Annotated in this window: 22 protein-coding genes and 2 riboswitches; of the genes, 16 read left to right on the top strand and 6 right to left on the bottom strand. The window is 72.3% G+C overall.

Annotation, left to right across the window (positions count from 1 at the left end; translation table 11 throughout):
* Positions 1-42: 42 nt before the first annotated feature.
* From IE326_RS05160 to gcvT, 4 genes are all read right to left on the bottom strand, one after another.
* Entirely contained in the window at positions 43-1,413 is a 1,371-nt protein-coding gene (locus tag IE326_RS05160) for an L-serine ammonia-lyase (RefSeq protein ID WP_150231853.1), read from the bottom strand.
* Between the two features lie 167 nt (positions 1,414-1,580).
* Entirely contained in the window at positions 1,581-2,849 is a 1,269-nt protein-coding gene (gene glyA / locus IE326_RS05155) for a serine hydroxymethyltransferase (protein ID WP_150231855.1), read from the bottom strand.
* 24 nt (positions 2,850-2,873) lie between these two features.
* Complete coding sequence (gene gcvH, locus IE326_RS05150) at positions 2,874-3,251, bottom strand: glycine cleavage system protein GcvH (protein WP_190040932.1); 378 nt, start codon at positions 3,249-3,251, stop codon at positions 2,874-2,876.
* 77 nt (positions 3,252-3,328) lie between these two features.
* Positions 3,329-4,453 carry a glycine cleavage system aminomethyltransferase GcvT gene (gene gcvT, locus IE326_RS05145; protein WP_190040931.1) on the bottom strand — a complete coding sequence of 375 codons (1,125 nt, stop codon included), beginning with the start codon at positions 4,451-4,453 and terminating at the stop codon, positions 3,329-3,331.
* 62 nt (positions 4,454-4,515) lie between these two features.
* Positions 4,516-4,613, bottom strand: a riboswitch (glycine riboswitch).
* Between the two features lies 1 nt (position 4,614).
* A riboswitch (glycine riboswitch) is annotated at positions 4,615-4,716 on the bottom strand.
* Positions 4,717-4,891: 175 nt separating this feature from the next.
* Between gcvT and IE326_RS05140 the strand changes: the two genes are divergently transcribed.
* From IE326_RS05140 to IE326_RS05090, 11 genes are all read left to right on the top strand, one after another.
* Entirely contained in the window at positions 4,892-5,554 is a 663-nt protein-coding gene (locus tag IE326_RS05140; RefSeq protein ID WP_190040930.1) for an AAA family ATPase, read from the top strand.
* A 94-nt stretch (positions 5,555-5,648) separates the two neighbouring features.
* Positions 5,649-6,389: an enhanced serine sensitivity protein SseB gene (locus IE326_RS05135; protein WP_030750908.1), complete on the top strand. Its 741-nt coding sequence runs from the start codon at positions 5,649-5,651 to the stop codon at positions 6,387-6,389.
* Positions 6,390-6,484: 95 nt separating this feature from the next.
* Complete coding sequence (locus tag IE326_RS05130) at positions 6,485-7,273, top strand: enhanced serine sensitivity protein SseB C-terminal domain-containing protein (protein ID WP_150231862.1); 789 nt, start codon at positions 6,485-6,487, stop codon at positions 7,271-7,273.
* Between the two features lie 226 nt (positions 7,274-7,499).
* Positions 7,500-9,167, top strand: coding sequence for an ABC transporter substrate-binding protein (locus IE326_RS05125; RefSeq protein WP_150231864.1), 1,668 nt, complete (start codon positions 7,500-7,502; stop codon positions 9,165-9,167).
* Positions 9,168-9,259: 92 nt separating this feature from the next.
* Positions 9,260-10,255 (top strand): ABC transporter permease, encoded by a 996-nt coding sequence (locus IE326_RS05120; RefSeq protein WP_150231866.1) that lies wholly within the window; start codon positions 9,260-9,262, stop codon positions 10,253-10,255.
* On the top strand, positions 10,255-11,214 hold the full coding sequence (locus IE326_RS05115) for an ABC transporter permease (RefSeq protein WP_150231868.1): 960 nt from the start codon (positions 10,255-10,257) through the stop codon (positions 11,212-11,214). The genes IE326_RS05120 and IE326_RS05115 overlap by 1 nt, the downstream gene beginning before the upstream one ends.
* Position 11,215: 1 nt before the next feature.
* Positions 11,216-12,208: an ABC transporter ATP-binding protein gene (locus IE326_RS05110; RefSeq protein ID WP_150231870.1), complete on the top strand. Its 993-nt coding sequence runs from the start codon at positions 11,216-11,218 to the stop codon at positions 12,206-12,208.
* Positions 12,205-13,404 (top strand): ABC transporter ATP-binding protein, encoded by a 1,200-nt coding sequence (locus tag IE326_RS05105; protein WP_190040929.1) that lies wholly within the window; start codon positions 12,205-12,207, stop codon positions 13,402-13,404. The genes IE326_RS05110 and IE326_RS05105 overlap by 4 nt, the downstream gene beginning before the upstream one ends.
* Positions 13,405-13,481: 77 nt before the next feature.
* Positions 13,482-14,159 (top strand): trimeric intracellular cation channel family protein, encoded by a 678-nt coding sequence (locus tag IE326_RS05100; protein ID WP_150231874.1) that lies wholly within the window; start codon positions 13,482-13,484, stop codon positions 14,157-14,159.
* 23 nt (positions 14,160-14,182) lie between these two features.
* Positions 14,183-15,046 carry a thioesterase family protein gene (locus IE326_RS05095; protein WP_190040928.1) on the top strand — a complete coding sequence of 288 codons (864 nt, stop codon included), beginning with the start codon at positions 14,183-14,185 and terminating at the stop codon, positions 15,044-15,046.
* Between the two features lie 179 nt (positions 15,047-15,225).
* A complete protein-coding gene (locus tag IE326_RS05090) occupies positions 15,226-16,389 on the top strand; it encodes a cysteine desulfurase family protein (RefSeq protein WP_190040927.1) in 1,164 nt (387 codons plus the stop codon).
* Here IE326_RS05090 and IE326_RS05085 read toward each other — a convergent pair.
* On the bottom strand, positions 16,382-17,062 hold the full coding sequence (locus IE326_RS05085) for an N-acetylmuramoyl-L-alanine amidase (RefSeq protein ID WP_190040926.1): 681 nt from the start codon (positions 17,060-17,062) through the stop codon (positions 16,382-16,384). The genes IE326_RS05090 and IE326_RS05085 overlap by 8 nt on opposite strands.
* A gap of 62 nt (positions 17,063-17,124) precedes the next feature.
* Here IE326_RS05085 and mnmA point away from each other — a divergent pair, with 62 nt between their 5' ends.
* Entirely contained in the window at positions 17,125-18,249 is a 1,125-nt protein-coding gene (gene mnmA / locus IE326_RS05080) for a tRNA 2-thiouridine(34) synthase MnmA (RefSeq protein WP_190040925.1), read from the top strand.
* A gap of 16 nt (positions 18,250-18,265) precedes the next feature.
* Here the strand turns inward: mnmA and IE326_RS05075 are convergent, their stop codons facing one another.
* Positions 18,266-18,868 carry an alpha/beta fold hydrolase gene (locus IE326_RS05075; RefSeq protein ID WP_190040924.1) on the bottom strand — a complete coding sequence of 201 codons (603 nt, stop codon included), beginning with the start codon at positions 18,866-18,868 and terminating at the stop codon, positions 18,266-18,268.
* Positions 18,869-18,998: 130 nt separating this feature from the next.
* On the opposite strand from IE326_RS05075, the gene IE326_RS05070 reads away from it, so the two are divergent.
* The 4 genes from IE326_RS05070 to ligA are packed head-to-tail and all read left to right on the top strand — an operon-like array spanning position 18,999 to position 23,482.
* The gene (locus tag IE326_RS05070; protein ID WP_150231886.1) at positions 18,999-19,538 is read left to right on the top strand and encodes an LOG family protein; all 540 of its coding nucleotides are present in this window, start codon (positions 18,999-19,001) and stop codon (positions 19,536-19,538) included.
* Between the two features lie 7 nt (positions 19,539-19,545).
* Entirely contained in the window at positions 19,546-20,244 is a 699-nt protein-coding gene (locus IE326_RS05065) for an SDR family oxidoreductase (protein WP_150231888.1), read from the top strand.
* Between the two features lie 5 nt (positions 20,245-20,249).
* A complete protein-coding gene (locus IE326_RS05060; protein WP_150231891.1) occupies positions 20,250-21,248 on the top strand; it encodes a methionine synthase in 999 nt (332 codons plus the stop codon).
* Between the two features lie 32 nt (positions 21,249-21,280).
* A complete protein-coding gene (ligA, locus tag IE326_RS05055) occupies positions 21,281-23,482 on the top strand; it encodes an NAD-dependent DNA ligase LigA (protein WP_150231893.1) in 2,202 nt (733 codons plus the stop codon).
* Positions 23,483-23,567 lie beyond the last annotated feature (85 nt).

The raw sequence follows: 23,567 nt of genomic DNA, 5'->3' as shown, positions 1-23,567 counted from the left end.
TGGGGGCGGGACCGGCCGTTCGTCGGGTGCGCGCGGGCGCGCTCAGCACTCGATGATGTTCACCGCGAGACCGCCGCGCGCGGTCTCCTTGTACTTCACGCTCATGTCCGCGCCCGTCTCCTTCATGGTCTTGATGACCTTGTCGAGGGAGACCAGGTGGCTGCCGTCGCCGCGCATCGACATCTTCGCCGCCGTGACGGCCTTGACCGCCGCCATGCCGTTGCGCTCGATGCACGGGATCTGGACCAGGCCGCCGACCGGGTCGCAGGTCAGGCCCAGGTTGTGCTCCATGCCGATCTCCGCGGCGTTCTCCACCTGCTCGGGGGAGCCGCCCAGGACCTCGGCGAGCGCGCCCGCCGCCATCGAGCAGGCCGAGCCGACCTCGCCCTGGCAGCCGACCTCGGCGCCGGAGATCGACGCGTTCTCCTTGAAGAGCATGCCGACCGCGCCCGCCGCGAGCAGGAAGCGCACGATGCCGTCCTCGTCGGCGCCGGGCACGAAGTTCATGTAGTAGTGCAGGACGGCGGGGATGATGCCGGCCGCGCCGTTCGTCGGGGCGGTGACCACCCGGCCGCCCGCCGCGTTCTCCTCGTTCACCGCCATCGCGTAGAGGGTGATCCACTCCATCGCGTGCGCCGCCGGGTCGCCCTCGGAGCGCAGCTTGCGGGCCGAGGTCGCCGCGCGCCGGCGGACCTTCAGGCCGCCCGGCAGGATGCCCTCGCGGGACATGCCGCGCGAGACGCAGGACTGCATGACCCGCCAGATCTCCAGCAGGCCCGCGCGGATCTCGTCCTCGGTGCGCCACGCCTTCTCGTTCTCCATCATCAGCGAGGAGATCGACAGGCCGGTCTCCTTGGCGAGCCGGAGCAGCTCGTCGCCGGTGCGGAAGGGGTACTTCAGGACGGTGTCGTCCGGGATGATCGGGTTCTCGCCCGCCACCGCGTCCTCGTCCACGACGAAGCCGCCGCCGACGGAGTAGTACGTCTTCTCCAGGACGAGCCCGCCCTCGGCGTCGTACGCGAAGACCGTCATGCCGTTGGCGTGGTACGGCAGCGCCTTGCGCCGGTGCAGGACCAGGTCGGCGTCGAAGTCGAAGGGGATGTCGTGGGCGCCCAGCAGGTTGATCCGGCCGCTCGCCTTGATCCGCTCGAACTCCTCGTCGGCGTGCTCGACGTCGACCGTGCGCGGCGAGTTGCCCTCCAGGCCGAGGAGGACCGCCTTCGGGGTGCCGTGCCCGTGGCCGGTGGCGCCGAGCGAGCCGTACAGCTCCGCCCGCACCTTCGCCGTGTGGGCGAGCAGGCCCTCGTTCTTCAGCCGGCGGGCGAACATCCGGGCCGCGCGCATCGGGCCCACCGTGTGGGAGCTGGACGGGCCGATGCCGATCGAGAACAGGTCGAAGACCGAGATGGCCACGGGAGGACTCCTTGTGGGGGCTAGACGCCGTTGTCTGCCGGGGTGATGCAGAAAAGCGCACGGGGCGGGGGCACGGGGGCAAAGGGGTGGGGCACCGCGCTCACTGTCCAGTGTGCGCGGTGCCCCGGAGCTTCGTACGAATGAAACCGGAACTAAAGCGTACGAAATTACTTCAGGCCGGGGTACAGCGGGTGCTTGTCGGCCAGGGCGGTCACCCGGGCCTTCAGCGCCGCGGCCTTGTCCGCGTCGAAACCGGGCTTCAGGGTCTCGGCGATGACGTCGGCGACCTCGGCGAAGTCCTCGGCCTGGAAGCCGCGGGTCGCGAGGGCCGGCGTGCCGATGCGCAGGCCGGAGGTGACCATCGGCGGGCGCGGGTCGTTCGGAACGGCGTTCCGGTTGACCGTGATGCCGACCTCGTGGAGACGGTCCTCGGCCTGCTGGCCGTCGAGCTCGGAGTCGCGCAGGTCCACCAGGACCAGGTGCACGTCCGTGCCGCCGGACAGGACGGAGACGCCGTGGGCGGTGACGTCGTCCCGGACCAGGCGCTCGGCCAGGGCGCGGGCGCCGTCCAGGGTGCGCTGCTGGCGCTCCTTGAACTCCTCCGAGGCCGCGACCTTGAAGGAGACGGCCTTGGCCGCGATCACGTGCTCCAGCGGGCCGCCCTGGAAACCGGGGAAGACCGAGGAGTTCAGCTTCTTCGCGAACTCCTTCTTCGCCAGGATGATGCCGCCGCGCGGGCCGCCCAGGGTCTTGTGGGTCGTGGAGGTGACCACGTCCGCGTACTCGACCGGGTTCGGGTGCAGACCGGCCGCGACCAGGCCCGCGAAGTGGGCCATGTCGACCCACAGGTACGCCTCGACCTCGTCGGCGATCCGGCGGAACTCCGCGAAGTCCAGCTGGCGCGGGTACGCCGACCAGCCGGCGATGATCACCTTCGGGCGGTGCTCCTTGGCGAGGCGCTCGACCTCGGCCATGTCGACCAGGCCGGCCTCGTCCACGTGGTACGCGACCACGTTGAACTGCTTGCCCGAGAAGTTCAGGCGCATGCCGTGGGTGAGGTGGCCGCCGTGCGCCAGGTCGAGACCGAGGATCGTGTCGCCCGGCTGGGCGATCGCGAAGAGCGCGGCCTGGTTGGCGGAGGCGCCGGAGTGCGGCTGCACGTTGGCGTACTCGGCGCCGAACAGGTCCTTGATCCGGTCGATCGCGATCTGCTCGGCCACGTCGACGTGCTCGCAGCCGCCGTAGTAGCGGCGGCCCGGGTAGCCCTCGGCGTACTTGTTGGTGAGGACGGAGCCCTGGGCCTCCATGACCGCGACCGGAGCGAAGTTCTCCGACGCGATCATCTCGAGGGTGGACTGCTGACGGCGGAGCTCGGCGTCGACGGCGGCGGCGACGTCGGGGTCCAGCTCGTGGAGGGGAGTGTTCAGAAGCGACATGAAGCGATCCCTAGGGGGTCTCGGTCAGCCTGCGGTGAAGGCGGTGTACTCGTCGGCGGAGAGCAGGTCGCCCGGCTCGTCCGAGATGCGCACCTTGAACAGCCAGCCACCCTCGAACGGAGCGGTGTTGACCAGCGCCGGGTCGTCCACGACGTCCTGGTTGGCCTCGACGACCTCGCCCGTGACGGGGGAGTACAGCTCGCTCACGGACTTGGTCGACTCCAGCTCGCCGCACTCCTCGCCCGCGGTCACGGTGGCGCCGACCTCGGGGAGCTGGACGTACACGATGTCGCCGAGCGCGTTCGCCGCGTGCTCGGTGATGCCGACGGTGGCGACGCCGTCAACGGCGTCCGTCAGCCACTCGTGCTCCTTGCTGTAGCGAAGCTGCTGGGGGTTGCTCATGGCCTGATTCTCCTGGATCGGGGGAGTGCGGATGTACGCGGGTCTTGCGGGGTGAGACGCGGGGTGAGACGAATGCGTCACTTCTGGCGCTTGTAGAACGGCAGCGCCACGACCTCGTAGGGCTCGTGGGTGCCGCGGATGTCCACCCCTACACCCTCGGTGCCGGGGGCGGCGTGCGCCGCGTCGACGTACGCCATCGCGATCGGCCTGCCGAGCGTCGGGGACGGCGCGCCGGAGGTGATCTCGCCGACGACCTCGCCGCCGGCGACGACCTGGAAGCCGGCGCGCGGGACGCGGCGGCCCTCGGCGACCAGACCGACCAGCTTGCGCGGCGGGGCGGCCTCGGCGCGCTCGGCGGCAGCCTCCAGCGCCTTGCGGCCGACGAAGTCGCCCGGCTTCTCGAACTTCACGACCCGGCCGAGACCGGCGTCGAAGGGGGTGAGGGAGGTGGTGAGCTCGTGCCCGTACAGCGGCATGCCCGCCTCCAGGCGCAGCGTGTCGCGGCAGGACAGGCCGCAGGGGATGAGGCCGACGCCCTGGCCGGCCTCGGTCAGCGCCTTCCACACGCCCTCGGCGTGCTCCGGCTTCAGGAAGAGCTCGAAGCCGTCCTCGCCGGTGTAGCCGGTGCGGGCGATCAGCGCGGGCACGCCGGCCACGGTGCCGGGGAGGCCCGCGTAGTACTTCAGGCCGTCCAGGTCGGCGTCGGTGAGCTGCTTCAGGATGCCGGGGGACTCGGGGCCCTGCACGGCGATCAGGGCGTACGCGTCGCGGTCGTCGCGGACCTCGGCGTCGAACCCCCCGTCGTGCTGCGAGCGGGCGACGAGCGCGTCGAGGACGACCTGGGCGTTGGAGGCGTTGGCGACGACCATGTACTCGGTCTCGCCGAGGCGGTAGACGATCAGGTCGTCGAGGATGCCGCCGTCCTCCTGGCAGATCATCGTGTAGCGGGCGCGGCCGTTGCCCACCGTGGAGATGTTGCCGACCAGGGCGTAGTCGAGCAGGTCGACGGCCTGCGGGCCGGTGACGGTGATCTCGCCCATGTGGGAGAGGTCGAAGAGGCCGGCCCTGGTGCGGACGGCGTTGTGCTCGTCGCGCTCGCTGGCGTACCGCAGCGGCATGTCCCAGCCCGCGAAGTCGGTCATGGTCGCGCCCAGCGAACGATGCAGGGCATCGAGGGCGGTCAGGCGGGGGGCAGTGCTCATGGAAGGTGGCTCCCGGGTCCCAAGGGCGTGATCGGTGACGAAACACATGACGGGCGAGGACGTCCTCCCCATCTGTCATGGAACCTGAGAGGTTCACCGGGGGCATCCCCGGCTTGCACCTTGGGTGGGGACACACAGGGTGTCCCGCTTTTCAGATCTGCCTCATCCACGCGGTACGGGGCCTGAGAGATTCAAGGGAGGGTCTTGCTCCTTCGGCGCCCGGACGGCCCAGGGCCTGTCCGGAACTCTCCCGCGCGGATTCGAGCGGCCGGTATGCGGTTGTGGGGCGCTGCGCGCGCCTGGCGCGCACATCATCGCACGCGGTGTCGGCGCCGCAAATCGCTTGTCTCGGATTACCGTTTCTTTACACTTCGTGGGCAAGGGTCTCCGTGAGGTCTCCCGGTACGTCTCCCGGGGCCCGACAGGGGGAGAGCAGCGATGAGGATCCAGCACACCGGCGTCTTCGCGGGCGACGCCGCCATACCGGCCCAGCGGGCCCGCGCCCGGACGCGCCCGCACGGGCGCGTCGTGCGGGACCTGCGCGACCGCGGCGGACGCGGCCCGCGCGTCCTCGTCTTCGCCGCCGGCGACGTCGTGGTCGTCTCCGGACTGCCCGGCAGCGGCAAGTCCACGCTGCTCCGGCGGGCCGCCGCCGGCCGCGGCATCGACTCCCAGGACGCCCGCGAGCGCTGGGAGGCCCGGATGCCCCGCCTCCTGCCGTACGCCCTCTACCGCCCGCTGGTCCGGATCGCGCACTACGCCGGGCTGTACCGCGCCCTGCGCTCCGGCGCCGGGGTCGTCGTCCACGACTGCGGCACCCAGTCCTGGGTGCGCGGCTGGCTCGCCCGTGCCGCCGCCCGCCGGGGCCGCGCCCTCCACCTGGTCCTCCTCGACGTCACCCCGGACACCGCCCGGGCCGGCCAGCGCGAGCGGGGCCGCGGCGTCTCCGCGTACGCCTTCGCCCGCCACCGCCGGGCCGTCGGCCGGCTCGTCGCCGCCGTCGAGGCCGGCCGCCCGCCCCGCGGCTGCGCCTCCGCGACCCTCCTCGACCGGGACGCCGCCGACGCCCTCCGCCGCATCGGCTTCCGCGAGGCCGCGTAGAGGGGCGGGTTCTGGTCACGGCCGGGCCGGGGCGGCGTTAGGGTGCTGCGGGACGGCCGGGACCAGGGCCGTGCGAGAAGGGGACGGAAGCACCGTGGACGTGACGTGGCCGGGCAACGAGCTGGAGGAGGCGCTCGCCGCCGCACTCGGGGAGCCCGGGGCCGGGGCCAGGCTCATCGAGGTGCTGGGCCGCAGCCCGGTCTGGGTCCCGCTGCCCAACGGCGGCGGCCCCGACAGCCCCGACCTGGACCTCCCGACCATGGAGATCGGCGGCGGCGCCTTCGTCCCCGTCTACAGCTCCCAGGAGCAGTTCCTCGCCTGCGTCGGCGACCACATGTCCTTCACCGTCGCACCCGCCCGTGACTTCGCCCGCGGTCTGCCCCCGCAGCTCGGCATCGCCGTGAACCCCGGCGGGGTCGTCGGCGTCCCGCTGCCCCCGCCCGCCGTCGCCGAGCTCTGCCGCGTCGGCCGCACCGCCCTGGACGGGCCCGCGTCCGGCGGCCGGGTCCGGCTCTTCGAGCCCGACTGGCAGGACGACCCGGTCGACTTCCTCGCCGCCGCCTCCGCCGAGTTCGAGGCCACCGGCGTCGTCGCCACCGCCCGCCGCGCCCTCGCCAGCGTCGAGGGCACCGAGCCGGCCCTCTTCGTCGGCGTCCAGCTCACCGGCTGGGACGGCGTCGACCGCAATGCGCCGCTGGACGCCCTCGGCCGGGCCCTCGGCCGCGTCGAGGTCGCCTGGCCGGTCAACCTGATCCTGCTCGACATGGCGGCCGACCCGGTCGGCGACTGGATGCTGGAGCGGGTGCGTCCCTTCTACCAGCGCGCAACCGTCTGACCCCCGGTCCTGTCTAAGCTGGACGGACCGACCGAACGACCGAGACGACCGGACGGCCGAACCGAGCCGTACGAGACAGAGGGGCGGGACCCAGGGTGAGCGCGTCAGGCGCGACCGGACAGGTCGAGCACATGCTGCGCCAGGTGGCGCCCGGACGCTACGACGCGTACGAGGGCCTGCTGCACGCCCTGGCCGACGGCGAGCTGTTCATGCTGCTCTGGCAGGGCACCCCGGGCTCGCCCGACGCCCAGTACGGCAACATGGAGGTCGACGGGCACGGGTACGCGCCCTGCGTCACCTCGCCCGGCGAACTCGCCGCCTCCGGCTGGCACCGCGCCCACGAGCGCGTCACCGTCCGCGAGATCGCCCGCGCCCTCTACCCCGAGCGCTGGGGGGTCTGGCTGAATCCGCACGCCCCCGGCGGCGGCGTCGGCATCCCGTGGGCCGACCTCCGGCGGATCGCCACCGGCCTCGACCGGATGCCCGCCGGACCGCTCCGGGTCTCCGAACCCGCCCTGGAGATGCCGCAGTTCTACGCCCAGCTCACCCAGAACGCGCACCGGACCCCGGCCGTCCGCTCGCTGCGCCGCGGCTGGGTGCAGCCCGCGCTCGGCACCCCGTACCTGGTCATCGGCCTGGACCTGTACGACGGTTCGGCGGCGGCCGTGGACGAGGTGCGGGCGATGATGCGCCAGTCGATCGGCACCGTGCCCGAGGGGCTGCCCGTCTCGACGGTCGCGCTCTCCGACGCGTACGACCCGGTCGCGCTCTGGCTGAAGGCCCACGCCCGGCCCTTCTACGACCGCGACGCCCACGGCGTGCCGTCCCAGCATGTGGGATCCCAGCGGCCGGGATACGGCTACCCGCCCGCGCGGCACCGCTGACGCGCCCTTCCCCCCGACCTCCCCGCCCTGGTCTAATCGCCTTGCCAGGGCGGGGTTTTGCGTCTGTTTGGGGAGGCTCCCGCCACCGATGTCCGGCAACGGACCGTTTTGGTGAGTGTCCGGGTCTCAGGTTGGTATCACCGGTATGCGGACTGTTCTCTGCCGCGTCACTCGCCAGTAGCGTTCGGCCGGTCAAGACCACACATGGCGACCCAGGGGTGGACCCATGCGCATACTCAATTCCCGGTCGACCCGGGCTCTGACGGCGGCCATCGCGGTCGGCCTCATCGCCACGGGCTGTGCGAGCGAGCGGAAGGAGGGGGACAAGGGCGGGGCCAAGGACACCTTCGTGTTCGGAGCTCCCGGCGACCCGGCCTCCCTCGACCCGGCCCTCGCGAGCGACGGCGAGACCTTCCGGGTCACCCGCCAGGCCTTCGAGGCGCTCCTGGAGCACGAGTCCGGAGGCAGCAAGCTCGTCGGCGGGCTCGCCGAGAAGTGGTCGAGCAACCCCGAGGGCACCGTCTGGACCTTCAACCTCCGCAAGGGCGTGAAGTTCCACGACGGCGAGACCTTCGACGCGAAGGCGGTCTGCGCCAACTACGACTACTGGTTCAACTGGAAGGGCACCTACCAGTCGAGCGCGGTCTCGTACTACTGGCAGACCATCATGGGCGGCTTCAAGGCCAACGAGGACAAGGAGACGCCCAAGGCGAACTACAAGTCCTGCACGGCCAAGGACGACTCCACGGCCGTCATCGAGGTCTACGAGCCCTCCGCCAACCTGCCCGGCGGCTTCTCCCTGAACGCCCTCGCGATCCACTCGCCCAAGGCGATCCAGGAGTACGCGAAGCAGCAGGTCACCGAGGCCGGCGACGCCATCACGTACCCGAAGTACAGCCAGGAGGCCGGCACGGTCGCCGGCACCGGCCCGTACAAGATCACGAAGTGGAACAAGGGCAACAAGGAAGTCGCCCTGGAGCGCTTCGACGACTACTGGGGCGAGAAGGCCAAGATCAAGAACCTGGTCTTCCGCACGATCGACACCGAGGAGGGCCGCCGCCAGGCGCTCCAGGCCGGTGACATCGACGGCTACGACCTGGTCGCCCCCGCCGACATCAAGACCCTCGAGGGCGAGGGCTTCAACGTCCCGACCCGTGACGTCTTCAACCTGCTCTACCTCGGCATGACGCAGGAGGCCAACCCGGCGCTGAAGAAGCCCGCGGTCCGCCAGGCCATCGCGCACGCCGTCGACCGCGAGAACATCGTCAAGACCCAGCTGCCCGAGGGCGGCAAGGTCGCGACCCAGTTCATGCCCGACACGGTCGCCGGCTACTCGGACAAGGTGAAGCAGTACCCGTTCGACACCGCCAAGTCCAAGCAGCTCCTCGCCTCCGCGGGCGAGTCCAAGCTCGCGGTCGACTTCTGCTACCCGACCGAGGTCACCCGCCCGTACATGCCTGCCCCGCAGGACATCTTCGAGCTGGTCAAGGCCGACCTGGAGAAGGCCGGCATCAAGGTCAACCCGAAGCCGAAGAAGTGGAACCCGGACTACGTCGACGCGGTGGAGAAGGGCGGCTGCGCCCTCCACATGCTCGGCTGGACCGGTGACTTCAACGACGGCTACAACTTCATCGGCACCTGGTTCGCCGGGTACGACAAGCAGTGGGGCTTCAAGGACGACAAGGTCTTCAACGCGGTCAAGGCCGGCTCGCTCCAGGGCGACCCGACCAAGCGCACGGACCTCTACAAGGCCGCCAACGAGGCGATCATGGAGTACCTCCCGGGCCTCCCGCTGACCTCCTCTCCGCCGGCCATCGCGTTCGGCAAGAACGTGAACCCGCCGAAGGTCTCCCCGCTGACGCAGGAGAACTTCGCCGAGGTCTCCTTCAAGTAACACACCCGTAAGCGGTCCGCCCGGTCACGCGTTCCTCCCGTGACCGGGCGTCCGCGCATCCACCCTCCACACGCAAGAAAGGGGCACGCGGGGTGTTGCGACTCGTCGTACGACGACTTCTCCAGCTCATACCCACCCTGCTCGGCCTGTCGGTTCTGCTCTTCATCTGGCTGAACCGGCTGCCCGGCGGACCCGCCTCAGCGATCCTGGGCGAGCGGGCGACCGAAGCCGATGTGGCGCGCATCAACCGCGCGCTGGGTCTCGACCAGCCGATCTACGTCCAGTACGGACGCTTCCTCAAGCGCCTCCTCGACCTCGACCTCGGCACCTCGGTGCAGACCGGACAGCCCGTCTGGGACGAGTTCGTGCTGCGCTTCCCCGCCACCGTCGAACTCAGCCTCGCGGCCATGCTCATCGCCGTCGTCGTGGGCGTCCCGCTCGGCTACATCGCCGCCCGCAAGCGCGGCGGCTGGATCGACGTGGCCTCCGTCTCCGGCTCCCTGGTCGGCATCTGCATCCCGGTCTTCTTCCTGGCGCAGCTGCTCAAGGCCGCCTTCGGCGACGTCTTCGGCACCTTCGGCCGCCAGTCCACCGGCATCGACGCCACCAGCGTCACCGGCTTCGCCGTCCTCGACGGCGTGCTCACCGGCGAGTTCGACGCCGCCTGGGACGCCCTCATGCACCTCGTGCTGCCCGGCGTCACCCTGGCCACCATCCCGCTCGCCGTCATCGTCCGGATGACCCGCGCCAGCGTCCTGGAGGTGCTCGGCGAGGACTACGTCCGCACCGCCGAGTCCAAGGGCCTGGAGCGCCGGATCGTCCGCGGCCGGCACGTCCTGCGCAACGCGCTGCTGCCCGTCGTCACCGCCATCGGCCTGCTCACCGGCAGCCTGCTCTCCGGCGCGGTGCTCACCGAGTCCGTCTTCACCTTCGGCGGCATCGGCTCCTTCATCCGGACCGCCATCGACGGCCGCGACTACCCGGTGCTCGTCGGCTTCATCATGTTCATCGCCCTGATCTACGTGGTGATCAACATGCTCGTCGACCTCGCCTACAGCGTCATCGACCCGAGGGTGCGGGTGCACTGATGAGTATTGTCACCACCGCTTCGAAGATCGACCGGCTCGCCCAGCTCACGGCGAGGACCGAGACCGCCAGCGGCACCAGCCTGTGGCGCGAGGCCATGCGCCGGATGCGCAGCAGCAAGATGGCGATCATCGGCGCCGTCATCATCGCCGGGTTCGTCCTGCTCGCGATCGTCGGCCCCTGGGTCGCCCCGTACGGCCCCGCCGAACAGACCTGGCGCGGCGAGGTCTTCTCCAACCGGGGCGAGTTCGTCGGCGCGCGCGCCGAGAACTGGTTCGGCCTGGACCACCTCGGCCGCGACATGTTCTCCCGGATGCTCGTCGGCGCCCGCCAGACGCTGCTCGTCGGCGTCGTCTCCATGCTCATCGGCCTGCTGATCGGCGCCGTCGTCGGCATCGTGTCGGGCGCGGCGGCCACCCTCGGCGGCAAGGCCGGCCGGCGGATCGACGACGCCATCATGCGCGTCACCGACATCCTGCTCGCGCTGCCGTCGCTGCTCCTCGCCGTCTCCGTCGCCGCCGTCCTCGGCCAGTCGCTCACCACCGTGATGATCGCCGTCGGCGTCGTGCAGATCCCGGTCTTCGCCCGTCTGCTGCGCGGCTCGATGCTGGCCCAGGGCAACAGCGACTACGTCCTCGCCGCCCGCTCGCTCGGCATCCGCAAGCGCAGGATCGTGCTCACCCAGATCCTGCCGAACTCGCTGAGCCCGGTGATCGTCCAGGCGACGCTCAGCCTCGCCACCGCCATCATCGAGGCCGCCGCCCTCTCCTACCTCGGACTCGGCAACCCCGACCCCGCGGTGCCGGAGTGGGGCGTCATGCTCTCCGCGGCCCAGCGCTTCTTCGACAACGAGCCGATGATGTCCATGTACCCGGCGGTCGGCATCATCATCACCGCCCTCGGCTTCACCCTGCTCGGCGAGGCCATGCGCGAAGCCCTCGACCCGAAGCTGCGAGGCTGACATGGCACTGCTCACCGTCGACGAACTCACCGTCACCTTCGGCGGCCGCGGCCGCAAGGACGTCCGGGCGGTCAACGGCGTCTCCTTCTCGGTCGACCAGGGCCAGGTCGTCGGCCTCGTCGGCGAGTCGGGCTGCGGCAAGTCCGTGACCTCGCTCGCCCTCATGGGACTGCTGCCCGCCAAGGGCGTCACCCTCGGCGGCCGGGCCGACCTCGACGGCACCGACCTCCTGAAGCTCTCCCCGTCGAAGATGCGCGACCTGCGCGGCCGCGACATGGCGATGATCTTCCAGGACCCGCTGTCCTCGCTGAACCCGGTCGTCCCCATCGGCGTCCAGGTCACCGAGATCCTCCAGCGCCACCGCGGGCTGAAGGGCGAGGCCGCCCGCAAGGAGGCCGCCCACCTGCTCGACCGGGTCGGCATCCCCGACCCGGCCCGGCGGCTCAAGGAGTACCCGCACCAGCTCTCCGGCGGCATGCGGCAGCGCGCGCTCATCGCCATGGCGGTGGCCTGCGCCCCCCGCCTGCTCATCGCCGACGAGCCGACCACCGCGCTCGACGTCACCATCCAGGCCCAGATCCTCGAACTCCTCAAGGAACTGGTCGACCAGGAGGGCACCGCGCTGCTGATGATCACCCACGACCTGGGTGTCGTCGCCGGCCTCTGCGACCAGGTGAACGTCCTCTACGCCGGCAAGGTCGTCGAATCGGCGGGCCGGCGCGAGCTGTTCGCCCACCCGACGCACCCGTACACCCACGGCCTGCTCGGCTCCATCCCCCGGCTCGACGCCCCGCGCGGCGAACCGCTCCACCCGATCCGCGGGTCCATCAACGACCAGATCGCCTGGGCCGACGGCTGCGCCTTCGCCCCGCGCTGCGACCGGTACGAGATGGAGTGCCTCACCGGCACGCCCGAACTGACCGAACCGCGCGCGGCCGGCCACCGCGCCCGCTGCGCGAACCCGGTCCTCGCCACGACGGAGGTACCGGCATGAGCCTGCTCGAACTCGACGGCGTGAAGGTCCACTTCCCCGTCAAGAAGGGCATCCTCTTCGACCGCACGATCGGCCACGTCTACGCCGTGGACGGCATCTCGCTCAAGGTCGAGGCGGGCCAGACGTACGGCCTGGTCGGTGAGTCGGGCTGCGGCAAGACCACGCTCGGACGGGCCGTGCTGCGGCTCGTGGACGTCACCGACGGCTCCGTCGTCCTCGACGGCACCGACGTGGCCAAGCTGCCGGAGAAGGAACTGCGCTCCTTCCGCCGCCGGCTCCAGATGGTCTTCCAGGACCCGCTGGGCAGCCTCAACCCGCGCCAGAACATCGAGTCGATCCTCAGCGAGGGCATGGCCGCGCACGGCATCGGCGCGAACCAGGAGGAGCGGCGGGAGAAGATCCGGGAGATCCTCGCCAAGGTGGGCCTGCCCGCCAACAGCCTCTCCCGCTACCCGCACGAGTTCTCCGGCGGCCAGCGCCAGCGCATCGGCATCGCCCGCGCGCTCGTCCTGGAGCCCGACCTCATCATCTGCGACGAGCCGGTCTCCGCGCTGGACGTCTCCATCCAGGCGCAGGTCATCAACCTGCTCGAAGAGCTCCAGGAGTCGATGGGCCTGACCTACCTGGTCATCGCCCACGACCTCGCCGTCGTCCGGCACATCTCGGACGTCATCGGCGTGATGTACCTGGGCGCCCTGGTGGAGGAGGCCCCGAGCGACGCCCTGTACGAGGAGCCGCTGCACCCGTACACCCGGGCGCTCATGTCCGCGGTGCCGGTGCCTGACCCGGAGGTCGAGGAGCGGCGCGAGCGGATCCTCCTGACCGGCGACCTGCCCTCCCCGGCGAACCCGCCGGCCGGCTGCCGCTTCCACACCCGCTGCCCGTGGGCGCAGCCGAAGTGCTCCCAGGAGCGCCCGGAGCTCACCGACGCGGGCGGCGGCCACAAGGTGGCCTGCCACTTCACCCGGGAGATCCGGGCGGGCGAGCTCGCCCCGGCGGGCGGCCCCGACGCCGTCGTCATCCCGGCCCAGCCGGAGGCCCCGGAGGCGGAGAAGGCCGAGGGGCCGGAGAAGGCCCCGAAGCCGGAGAAGGCCGAGGAGGCCCCGAAGGCCGAGGAGGCTTCGGGGGAGTCCTCCGAGGACTCCCCGGCGGACTCCTCCGAAGGTTCTCCGGAGGGTTCCTCCGAGAAGGAGTAGGACGCCGGGAAGCCAGGAAGGGGTCCGGCCGCCGTGTGGCGGCCGGGCCCCTTCCGGACACACGGCACAATTGGCCGGTGCTCCACGATCTGTTCAGCCCCTCGGTCCAACACACGCTCGACCTCGTCGGCATCTTCGTCTTCGCCATCTCCGGCGCCCTCCTCGCCGTCCGGAAGAACTTCGACGTCTTCGGCATGGCCGTGCTCGCCGAGGTCACCGCGCTCGGCGGGGGTCTGTTCCGCGACCTGATCATCGGGGCCGTGCCCCCGGCCGCCTTCACCGACCTCGGCTACTTCCTCATGCCGCTGGTCGCCACGGTCCTCGTCTTCTTCCTCCACCCCGAGGTGGAGCGCACCCAGACCGCCGTGAACGTCTTCGACGCGGCCGGCCTCGGCCTCTTCGCCGTGACCGGGACGACGAAGGCGTACGACTACGGGCTCGGCCTCACCTCCTCGGCGGCGCTCGGCCTCGCCACGGCCGTCGGCGGCGGCGTGCTGCGCGACGTCCTGGCCAACGAGGTGCCCTCGCTGCTCCGCTGGGACCGCGACCTCTACGCGGTGCCCGCGATCGTCGGCGCGGCCATGGTCGTCCTCTGCATCCGCTTCGAGGTCCTGAACGCCTACACCAGCGGCACCGCCGTGCTCACCGCCTTCCTCCTGCGGCTGCTCGCGATGCGCTACCACTGGCGCGCGCCGCGCGCCTGGAACCGCCGGTCCACCGCCCGCGAGGAGCCCGAAAAAGCTACCGCTCAGTAGTTTCCTGCTGTACCGTCGACCGCATGAGCACGAGCACCGAGACGAGCCCCGCCGCCGAGGCCGCGGCGCTCAGCGAGTTCGACCGGGACACCGCCGTCACCCTCCGCGAAGCCGGGGTGTACGACGCCGAGCTCTCGGCGGGCTGGACGATCATCCACGCGGTCAACGGCGGCTACCTCCTCGCCCTGCTCGGCCGCGCCCTCGGCGACCACCTGCCGCACCCCGACCCGTTCACCATCTCGGCGCACTACCTCACGCCGTCGGTGCCGGGCCCCGCGGTCATCCGCACCGAGACCGTCCGCACCGGCCGGACCCTCTCCACCGGCACCGCCTCCCTCTACCAGTACGCCGAGGACGGCACCGAGGTCGAACGGATCCGCGTCCTCGCCTCCTACGGCGACCTCGGCGCCCTCCCGGACGACGTCCGCACCAGCGCCGTGCCGCCCGCCTTCGCCCCGATCGAGCAGTGCTTCAGCGCCGCCGACAACCCGGCCCCGGCGATCCCCGGCTCCTCCGCGATCGCCGACCGGCTCGACCTCCGCCTCGACCCGTCCTGCGTCGGCTGGGCGATCGGCGCCCCCTCCGGCAAGGGCGAGATGCGCGCCTGGTTCGGCCTCGCCGACGGCCGCGAGCCCGACGCGCTCTCCCTGCTCCTCGCCGTCGACGCGCTGCCGCCGACCTCCTTCGAGCTGGGCCTCAAGGGCTGGACGCCGACCGTGGAGCTCACCACCCACGTCCGCTGCCGCCCCGCCCCCGGCCCGCTGCGGGTCTCCATCACCACCCGCAACCTCGCCGGCGGCTTCCTGGAGGAGGACGCCGAGGTCTGGGACAGCGCCGACCGCCTCGTCGCCCAGTCCCGCCAGCTCGCCCGCGCCCCGCGCGGCTGAGCCGGTACGCCCCCGGGGCACGCCGCGACCGAGCCGCTACGGCCCCGGGGGCACGGCCGCGCGGCCCGTACCGCACGGCCGCGTACCTCCCCGCGCACGGCCCCGGGGGCGCGGTCCGGGGCGGCGCGGGCCGGGCTCGTAGGAGAGTGCTCCGGCCGGGCTCGTAGAATCGACCCACCATGGCTTACCTCGACCACGCCGCGACCACGCCCATGCTGCCCGAGGCGATCGAGGCGATGACCGCCCACCTCGCCGTCACGGGCAACGCCTCCTCCCTGCACGCCGCGGGGCGCCGCGCCCGGCGGACCGTCGAGGAGGGCCGCGAAGCCCTCGCCGCCGCGCTCGGCGCCCGCCCCAGCGAGGTGGTCCTCACCTCCGGCGGCACCGAGGCCGACAACCTCGCGGTGAAGGGCCTCTACTGGTCCCGCCGCGCCGCCGACCCGCGCCGCACCCGCGTCCTCGCCAGCCCCGTCGAACACCACGCCGTCCTCGACGCCGTCGACTGGCTCGCCGGCCACGAGGGCGCCGAGGTCGAGTACCTGCCCGTCGACGCGTACGGCCGGGTCCACCCCGAGGCGCTGCGCGAGGCCATCGCCCGCGACCCGGAGTCCGTCGCGCTCGCGACCGTGATGTGGGCCAACAACGAGATCGGCACCGTCATGCCGGTCCGCGCGCTCGCCGACGCCGCCGCCGAGTTCGGCGTCCCGCTGCACGCCGACGCCGTCCAGGCCGTCGGCCAGCTCCCCGTCGACTTCGCCGCCTCCGGGCTCGCCGCCATGACCGTCTCCGGCCACAAGATCGGCGGCCCCTACGGCATCGGCGCCCTGCTCCTCGGCCGCGAGCACACCCCCGTCCCCGTCCTGCACGGCGGCGGGCAGGAGCGGCACGTCCGCTCCGGCACCCTCGACGTCCCCGCCGTCGCCGCCTTCGCCGTCGCCGCCCGCCTCGCCACCGCCGGGCAGGAGACCTTCGCCCGCGAGATCGGCGCCCTGCGCGACGCCCTCGTCACCGCCGTCCGCACCGCCGTCCCCGACGCGGTCCTCGGCGGCGACCCGGACGGCCGGCTCCCCGCCAACGCCCACTTCACCTTCCCCGGCTGCGAGGGCGACTCCCTGCTCCTCCTCCTCGACGCCGCCGGCATCGCCTGCTCCACCGGCTCCGCCTGCACCGCAGGCATCGCCCAGCCCAGCCACGTCCTGCTCGCCACCGGCACCGACCCCGACCTGGCCCGCGGCACCCTCCGCTTCTCCCTCGGCCACACCTCCACCGAGGACGACGTGAAGGCCGTCGCCGAGGCCATCGGCCCGGCCGTGGAACGCGCCAGGACCGCCGGCCTCAGCTAGGCCGCGCCTCCGTCGGAGGGGCGGCCTTCGTCAGCTCCCTGCGCACCAGCCCCAGGTACCGGTCCCAGTCCCAGTGCGGGCCGGGGTCGGTGTGGTCGGTGCCCTCGACCTCCGCGTGCTCGATGATGTGCTCCCGGTCGGCCGGTATCCCGTACCGCCGGCAGATGTCCGCCGTCAGCCGCGCCGACGCCTCGTACATGGCCTTCGTGAAGTCCTGCGGCCGGTCCACGAACCCCTCGTGCTCGATGCCGATGCTCCGCTCGTTCATGTCCCGGTTCCCCGCGTGGTAGGCCACGTCGAGCTCCCGCACCATCTGCGCCACCCGCCCGTCCTTGCCGACCACGTAGTGCGTGGCGGCCTCGTGCAGCGGGTTCTTGAAGACCTTCAGCGCGGTGGCGTAGCTGCCCTGCACCACGTGGATCACCACCCGGTCGATGCGGTAGTCGTCCGGCCGGTCCGCCCGGCGCGAGTTCGCCTGGTGCGCCGCCGTCCACGCGGCCGCCCGGTAGTCCAGCTCCCCGTCCACCCGCGGCTTCTCCTTCCACGGCAGCCGCCACCAGGCCCGCGCCAGCTCCTCGCGCGCCAGCACGCCCGTGCCCACGACGGCCGCACCGCCGCCGATCAGCACGGCGCGCCGGCCGACCCCCCGCTTCTTCCCGTTCTCGCTCCCCATGCCCCCCAGAACGCTCGGCCTCGGCCGTACGGTTCCCGGCCGCCCCGTACCCTGGTAGGGCTATGACTCAGACTCCGCGCCCCCTCCGCGTCCTCGCCGCCATGTCCGGCGGGGTGGACTCCGCCGTCGCCGCCGCCCGAGCCGTCGAGGCCGGGCACGACGTCACCGGCGTGCACCTCGCGCTCTCCGCGAACCCGCAGTCCTTCCGCACCGGAGCCCGCGGCTGCTGCACCATCGAGGACTCCCGCGACGCGCGCCGGGCCGCCGACGTCATCGGCATCCCCTTCTACGTGTGGGACCTCGCCGAACGCTTCCGCGCCGACGTCGTCGACGACTTCGTCGCGGAGTACGAGGCCGGCCGCACCCCCAACCCCTGCCTGCGCTGCAACGAGAAGATCAAGTTCGCCGCGCTGCTGGACAAGGCGCTCGCCCTCGGCTTCGACGCCGTCTGCACCGGCCACTACGCCACCGTCGTCCTGAACGAGGACGGCACCCGCGAGCTGCACCGCGCCTCCGACATGGCGAAGGACCAGTCCTACGTCCTCGGCGTCCTCGACGAGCAGCAGCTCGCCCACGCCATGTTCCCGCTCGGCGACACCCTCACCACCAAGGACGAGATCCGGGCCGAGGCCGAGCGCCGCGGCCTCGCCGTCGCCAAGAAGCCCGACAGCCACGACATCTGCTTCATCGCGGACGGCGACACCCAGGGCTTCCTCGCCACCCGCCTGGGCAGGGCGGAGGGCGACATCGTCGACGAGACGGGCGCCAAGCTCGGCACCCACGAGGGCGCGTACGGCTTCACCATCGGCCAGCGCAAGGGCCTGCGCATCGGCCACCCGGCCGCCGACGGCAAGCCCCGCTACGTCCTCGACATCTCGCCCGTGAATAACACCGTCACCGTCGGCCCCGCCGAGTCCCTCGACGTCACCGCCCTCACCGCGATCAAGCCCCGCTGGTGCGGCACCGCCCCCGCCGGCCCCGGCCGCTACACCGCCCAGCTCCGCGCCCACGGCGGCGAGACCGAGGTGAGCGCGGCCCTGGAGGACGGCGAGCTCCGCGTCACCTTCGACGAGCCCGTCCGCGGCGTCGCCCCCGGCCAGGCGATCGTCCTCTACGACGGCACCCGCGTGGTCGGCTCGGCCACCATCGCGACGACCGTGCGCCGCACGGCGACCGCCCCCGCGTAGCAGGGGCGGTACCGCGTCAGACCAGGTCGGCGGAGTCCGCGACCTCCGCCACGAACTCCGCGAGGACCGGCGCCAGCACATGGGGCGCCACCTCGTGGGTCTGGCCCGTCAGCGTCCGGTGCCGGGCCCGGGGCAGCAGCGCCGACAGCTCCCGGGCCGCCCGCCGCACCGGCGCCGGGCTCGCGCCCCCGTCGACCACCAGCACGCGCGCGTGGACCTCGGGGAAGGGCCCCAGCGCCACGTCGTACGGCGGCTCGAACACCGACACCGCCCCCACCGGCACCCCCGCCGCCGCGGCCGCCAGCGCCAGCGCGCCGCCCGTCCCGCTGCCGTGCACCGCCGCCCCGGGCCCCGCAGCCGCCAGCACCGCCGCCAGGTCCTCGAACTCCCGCTCCACCGCGTACGGCCCCGCCTCGCCGCTCCCGCCGTGCCCCCGGCGGTCGTACACGAACACGGGACAGCTCCGGGCCAGCAGCCGGGCGAGCGGCAGCTCGCCCGCACCCGTCCCCCGCACCCCGCTCACCAGCACCACCGCGGGCCCGTCCCCGGCGCCCGCCCCGTACCGCGCGTACGCGATCGGCGTCCCGTCCCGGGACACGACCGTCTTCACCTCGTCCATGGCAGGGCAGACCGGCCCGCCCGCCGGAACTCATCGGCGCCGCCCGAGATTTCCCGAAGAATCTTGGAAGCCGCAGGTCAGAGCCGTACGCAAGGCCCTGACCCGAAGCCCCGTGCCCTACGGTGGCGGCATGAACATCTGCGTCTTCCTCTCCGCCGCCGACCTCGACGAGCGCTACACCGCCCCCGCCCGCGAGTTCGCCGGCCTCCTCGGCAAGGCCGGCCACACCCTCGTCTGGGGCGGCTCCGACACCGGCCTGATGAAGGTCGTCGCGGACGGCGTCCAGGAGGCCGGCGGCCGTCTCGTCGGCGTCTCCGTCGACTTCCTCGCCGCCAAGGCCCGCCCGGACGCCGACGAGATGACGATCACCGAGGACCTCGCCGAACGGAAGGCGCTCCTCCTCGCCAAGTCCGACGCGATCGTCGTCATGGTCGGCGGCACCGGCACCCTCGACGAGGCCACCGAGATCCTGGAACTGAAGAAGCACGCCAAGCACACCAAGCCCGTCGTCGTCCTCAACACCGCCGGCTTCTACGACGGCCTCAGGACCCAGTTCCAGCGCATGGAGGACGAGGGCTTCCTCCCCCGCCCCCTCGCCGACCTCGCCTTCTTCGCCGAGGACGGCCGCACCGCCCTCACGTACCTGGAGAGCGAGATCGCCGCCCGCTGATGGGACCATGGTGACCATGGCTACTCATGTGATCACCGGCGCCGGTTCCGGCATCGGCGCCGCCGTCGCGCGGCGGCTGCACGCGCGCGGGGACGAACTCGTGCTGCACGCGCGCGACGCGGGCCGCGCCAAGGAGCTGGCCGCCGCGTTCCCCGGCGCCCGCACCCTCGTCGGGGACCTCGCGGACCCGGACCGGCTCTCCTGGGCCTTCTCGCACCAGACCCTGCCGGACCGGGTCGACTCGCTGCTGCACGTCGCCGGCGTCGTCGACCTCGGCGGCGTCGGCGAGCTCACCCCCAAGGCGTGGCACCACCAGCTGAACGTCAACCTGGTCGCGCCCGCCGAGCTGACCCGGCACTTCCTGCCCCAGCTCCGCCTCTCCCAGGGCCACGTCCTCTTCGTGAACTCCGGCGCCGGACTGAACGCGCACGCCGAGTGGGGCGCGTACGCCGCCTCCAAGCACGGCCTGAAGGCGCTCGCCGACTCCCTGCGCCACGAGGAGCACGGCAACGGCGTCCGGGTCACCTCCGTCTACCCCGGCCGCACCGCCAGCCCCATGCAGGCCAAGGTGCACCAGCAGGAGGGCAAGGAGTACGACCCGGCGAAGTGGATCGACCCCGAGTCCGTGGCGACGACGATCGTGATGGCCCTGGATCTGCCGCGCGACGCCGAGGTCAACGACCTGACGGTCCGTCCGGGGCGGTAGGAGCCATGAACGACACCCCCCAGTGGGGCCCCGCCACCGGCGTCGGGTCCCTGCCCGGCGGCGACGCCCGCGAGGCCGCCAAGACCGTCACCGGGTCCTTCGAGGACTTCCCCTTCCTCGCCGAGCTGCCCGCCCGCGGCCCCGGCGCCGACATGATCGGCCGCACCCTCGGGATGCTCGTCGACCTGTACGCGCACGTGGAGCCCAGCGGCTGGCGGATCAGCGACCGCCCCGGCCGTGACACCCGCCGCGCCCGCTCCTGGCTCGGCGAGGACCTCGACGCCCTGGAGGAGTTCACCCAGGGCTACGAGGGGCCGCTCAAGGTCCAGGCCGTCGGCCCGTGGACCCTCGCCGCCGCCCTCGAACTCCGCGGCGGCGAGGCGGCCCTGGGCGACCCCGGCGCCTGCCGCGACCTCGCCGCCTCCCTCGCCGAGGGCCTGCGCGAGCACCTCGCCGACGTCGCCAAGCGCGTCCCCGGCGCCCGGATCGTGCTCCAGCTCGACGAGCCCTCGCTCACCTCCGTGCTCCTCGGACAGATCCGCACCGCCAGCGGCTACCGCACCCACCGGGCCGTCGACCGGCAGGTCGCCGAGGCCGCCCTGCGCGACGTGATCGCCGCCCACGACGGGCCCGTGACCGTCCACTCCTGCGCCCCCGGCGTGCCCTTCGCCCTGCTCCGCAGGGCCGGGGCGGCCGGCGTCTCGTTCGACTTCGGGCTGCTCACCGAACGTGACGAGGAGCCGATCGGCGAGGCCGTGGAGGCCGGCACGAAGCTCTTCGCCGGTGTGGTGCCCTCCACCGACACCGCGTTGTCGGACCCGGGCGGTAGCGTCATGGGTGTCCGAACGCTGTGGCGCAGGCTGGGGCTGAACCCGGGGACTCTCGCCGAGTCCGTGGTCGTCACCCCCACGTGCGGGCTGGCCGGCGCCTCGCCGTCCTACGCCCGGGCGGCCCTCGCCCACTGCGCGCGGGCGGCCAGATCGCTCGCGGACAACCCAGAGTGACCGGGTTCCGAGACACGGGAGGACCGACGAAGGTGGCAGTCGAACAGGGGGCCCTGCCCGACGGACAGGGGACTGTGCCCGCCGAGGCACGGGAGAAGCACGCCCAGCTGGCCGAGCAGATCGAGGAGCACCGCTTCCGGTACTACGTGAAGGACCAGCCGGTCGTCAGCGACGCGGAGTTCGACCGGCTCCTGCGCGCCCTGGAGGCGCTGGAGGAGGAGTACCCGGAGCTGCGCACGCCCGACTCGCCGACCCAGAAGGTGGCCGGGCAGTACGAGACGGAGTTCACCGCCGTCGAGCACCGCGAGCGCATGCTCTCGCTGGACAACGCCTTCGACGAGGAGGAGCTGGCCACCTGGGCCGAGCGCGTCGCCCGGGACGTCGGCACCCCCGACTTCCACTTCCTGTGCGAGCTCAAGGTCGACGGCCTCGCCGTCAACCTCACCTACGAGCACGGCCGGCTCGTCCGCGCCGCCACCCGCGGCGACGGCCGCACCGGCGAGGACATCACGCCCAACGTGCGGACCATCGCCGACGTCCCCGAGCGCCTGAAGGGCGAGCGGATCCCGGCCCTGGTCGAGATCCGGGGCGAGGTCTACTTCCCGATGGACGCCTTCGAGGCGCTCAACGCCCGCCTGGTGGAGGCCGGCGACAAGCCCTTCGCCAACCCGCGCAACGCGGCGGCCGGTTCGCTGCGCCAGAAGGACCCGAAGGTCACCGCGACCCGCCCGCTCCACATGGTCGTCCACGGCATCGGCGCCCGCGAGGGCTTCGAGATCGCCCGCCTCTCGGAGGCGTACGCGCTGCTGCACGAGTGGGGCCTGCCCACCTCCACGCACAACCGGGTGGTCGGCTCCCTCCCCGAGGTGCGCGAGTTCATCGCGTACTACGGCGAGAACCGCCACTCCGTCGCCCACGAGATCGACGGCGTCGTCGTCAAGCTCGACGAGATCCCGCTCCAGGGCCGGCTCGGCTCCACCGCGCGCGCCCCCCGCTGGGCCATCGCCTGGAAGTACGCCCCCGAGGAGGTCAACACCAGGCTCGTCGACATCAAGGTCGGCGTCGGCCGCACCGGCCGCGTCACCCCCTACGCCCAGGTCGAGCCGGTCACCGTGGCCGGCTCCGAGGTCGAGTTCGCCACCCTCCACAACCAGGAGGTGGTGAAGGCCAAGGGCGTCCTCATCGGCGACACCGTCGTGCTCCGCAAGGCCGGAGACGTCATCCCGGAGATCCTCGGCCCGGTCGTCGACCTGCGGGACGGCACCGAGCGGGAGTTCGTCATGCCGGCCGAGTGCCCCGAGTGCGGCACGGCGCTGAAGCCGATGAAGGAGGGCGACATCGACCTCCGCTGTCCGAACGCCCGGACCTGCCCGGCCCAGCTGCGCGAGCGCCTCTTCTTCCTCGCCGGCCGCCAGTGCCTGGACATCGAGAACTTCGGCGCGGTCGCCGCCGCCGCCCTCACCCGGCCCCTGGAGCCCGCCGAGCCGCCGCTCGCCGACGAGGGCGACCTCTTCGACCTCACCATCGAGCAGCTGCTGCCGATCAAGGCGTACGTCCTCGACGCCGACAGCGGACTGCCCAAGCGGGACCCGAAGACCGGCGAGGAGAAGATCGTCACCGTCTTCGCCAACCAGAAGGGCGAGCCGAAGAAGAACGCCCTCGCCATGCTGGCGAACATCGAGGCCGCCAAGACCCGCCCGCTGGCCCGCTTCATCAACGGCCTCTCCATCCGCCACGTCGGCCCCGTCGCCGCCGAGGCGCTGGCCCGCGAGTTCCGCTCCCTGGAGCGGATCGAGCAGGCCACCGAGGAGGAGCTGGCCGCGGTCGACGGCGTCGGCGGGATCATCGCCGCCGCCGTGAAGCAGTGGTTCACCGAGGAGTGGCACCGCGAGATCGTGCGGAAGTGGCGCGCCGCCGGAATCACCCTGGAGGACGAGGGCGCGGGGGAGGACGAGGGACCCCGCCCGCTGGAGGGCCTGACGGTCGTCGTGACCGGGACCCTGGTGGACTTCACCCGGGATGGCGCAAAAGAATCGCTCCAGAGCCGCGGAGCGAAGGTCACCGGTTCCGTTTCGAAGAAGACCTCCTTCGTCGTCGTGGGTGAGAACCCGGGTTCCAAGTACGACAAGGCCGTGCAGGCGAAGGTTCCGGTTCTGGACGAGGAAGGCTTCAAGATCCTGCTCGAACAGGGCCCCGAGGCCGCTCGCGAGGTCGCACAGCCGGTCGAGGAGTGACCCCCGGCGCCCTCCCTCCCGACCCCGGAAGGTCACCCGTTCGGCGCATACCAGATCGTTACGGGTGGCCAGGCCGCATTCGGGC

The organism is Streptomyces filamentosus (assembly GCF_014654895.1).
Taxonomy (GTDB): Bacteria; Actinomycetota; Actinomycetes; order Streptomycetales; family Streptomycetaceae; genus Streptomyces; species Streptomyces filamentosus.
The sequence above is the reverse complement of the archived record's forward strand: the minus strand, read 5'-3'. Positions and strand labels throughout refer to the sequence as shown.

Coding starts and splice junctions, on each gene's coding strand:
- IE326_RS05095 (WP_190040928.1), top strand. CDS start 14,183: ATGAGCACGAGCACCGAGACGAGCCCCGCCGCCGAGGCCGCGGCGCTC.
- IE326_RS05105 (WP_190040929.1), top strand. CDS start 12,205: ATGAGCCTGCTCGAACTCGACGGCGTGAAGGTCCACTTCCCCGTCAAG.
- IE326_RS05110 (WP_150231870.1), top strand. CDS start 11,216: ATGGCACTGCTCACCGTCGACGAACTCACCGTCACCTTCGGCGGCCGC.
- glyA (WP_150231855.1), bottom strand. CDS start 2,849: ATGTCGCTTCTGAACACTCCCCTCCACGAGCTGGACCCCGACGTCGCC.
- IE326_RS05115 (WP_150231868.1), top strand. CDS start 10,255: ATGAGTATTGTCACCACCGCTTCGAAGATCGACCGGCTCGCCCAGCTC.
- IE326_RS05085 (WP_190040926.1), bottom strand. CDS start 17,062: ATGGGGAGCGAGAACGGGAAGAAGCGGGGGGTCGGCCGGCGCGCCGTG.
- gcvT (WP_190040931.1), bottom strand. CDS start 4,453: ATGAGCACTGCCCCCCGCCTGACCGCCCTCGATGCCCTGCATCGTTCG.
- IE326_RS05065 (WP_150231888.1), top strand. CDS start 19,546: ATGGTGACCATGGCTACTCATGTGATCACCGGCGCCGGTTCCGGCATC.
- IE326_RS05140 (WP_190040930.1), top strand. CDS start 4,892: ATGAGGATCCAGCACACCGGCGTCTTCGCGGGCGACGCCGCCATACCG.
- IE326_RS05075 (WP_190040924.1), bottom strand. CDS start 18,868: ATGGACGAGGTGAAGACGGTCGTGTCCCGGGACGGGACGCCGATCGCG.
- IE326_RS05060 (WP_150231891.1), top strand. CDS start 20,250: ATGAACGACACCCCCCAGTGGGGCCCCGCCACCGGCGTCGGGTCCCTG.
- mnmA (WP_190040925.1), top strand. CDS start 17,125: ATGACTCAGACTCCGCGCCCCCTCCGCGTCCTCGCCGCCATGTCCGGC.
- IE326_RS05090 (WP_190040927.1), top strand. CDS start 15,226: ATGGCTTACCTCGACCACGCCGCGACCACGCCCATGCTGCCCGAGGCG.
- IE326_RS05070 (WP_150231886.1), top strand. CDS start 18,999: ATGAACATCTGCGTCTTCCTCTCCGCCGCCGACCTCGACGAGCGCTAC.
- IE326_RS05125 (WP_150231864.1), top strand. CDS start 7,500: ATGCGCATACTCAATTCCCGGTCGACCCGGGCTCTGACGGCGGCCATC.
- gcvH (WP_190040932.1), bottom strand. CDS start 3,251: ATGAGCAACCCCCAGCAGCTTCGCTACAGCAAGGAGCACGAGTGGCTG.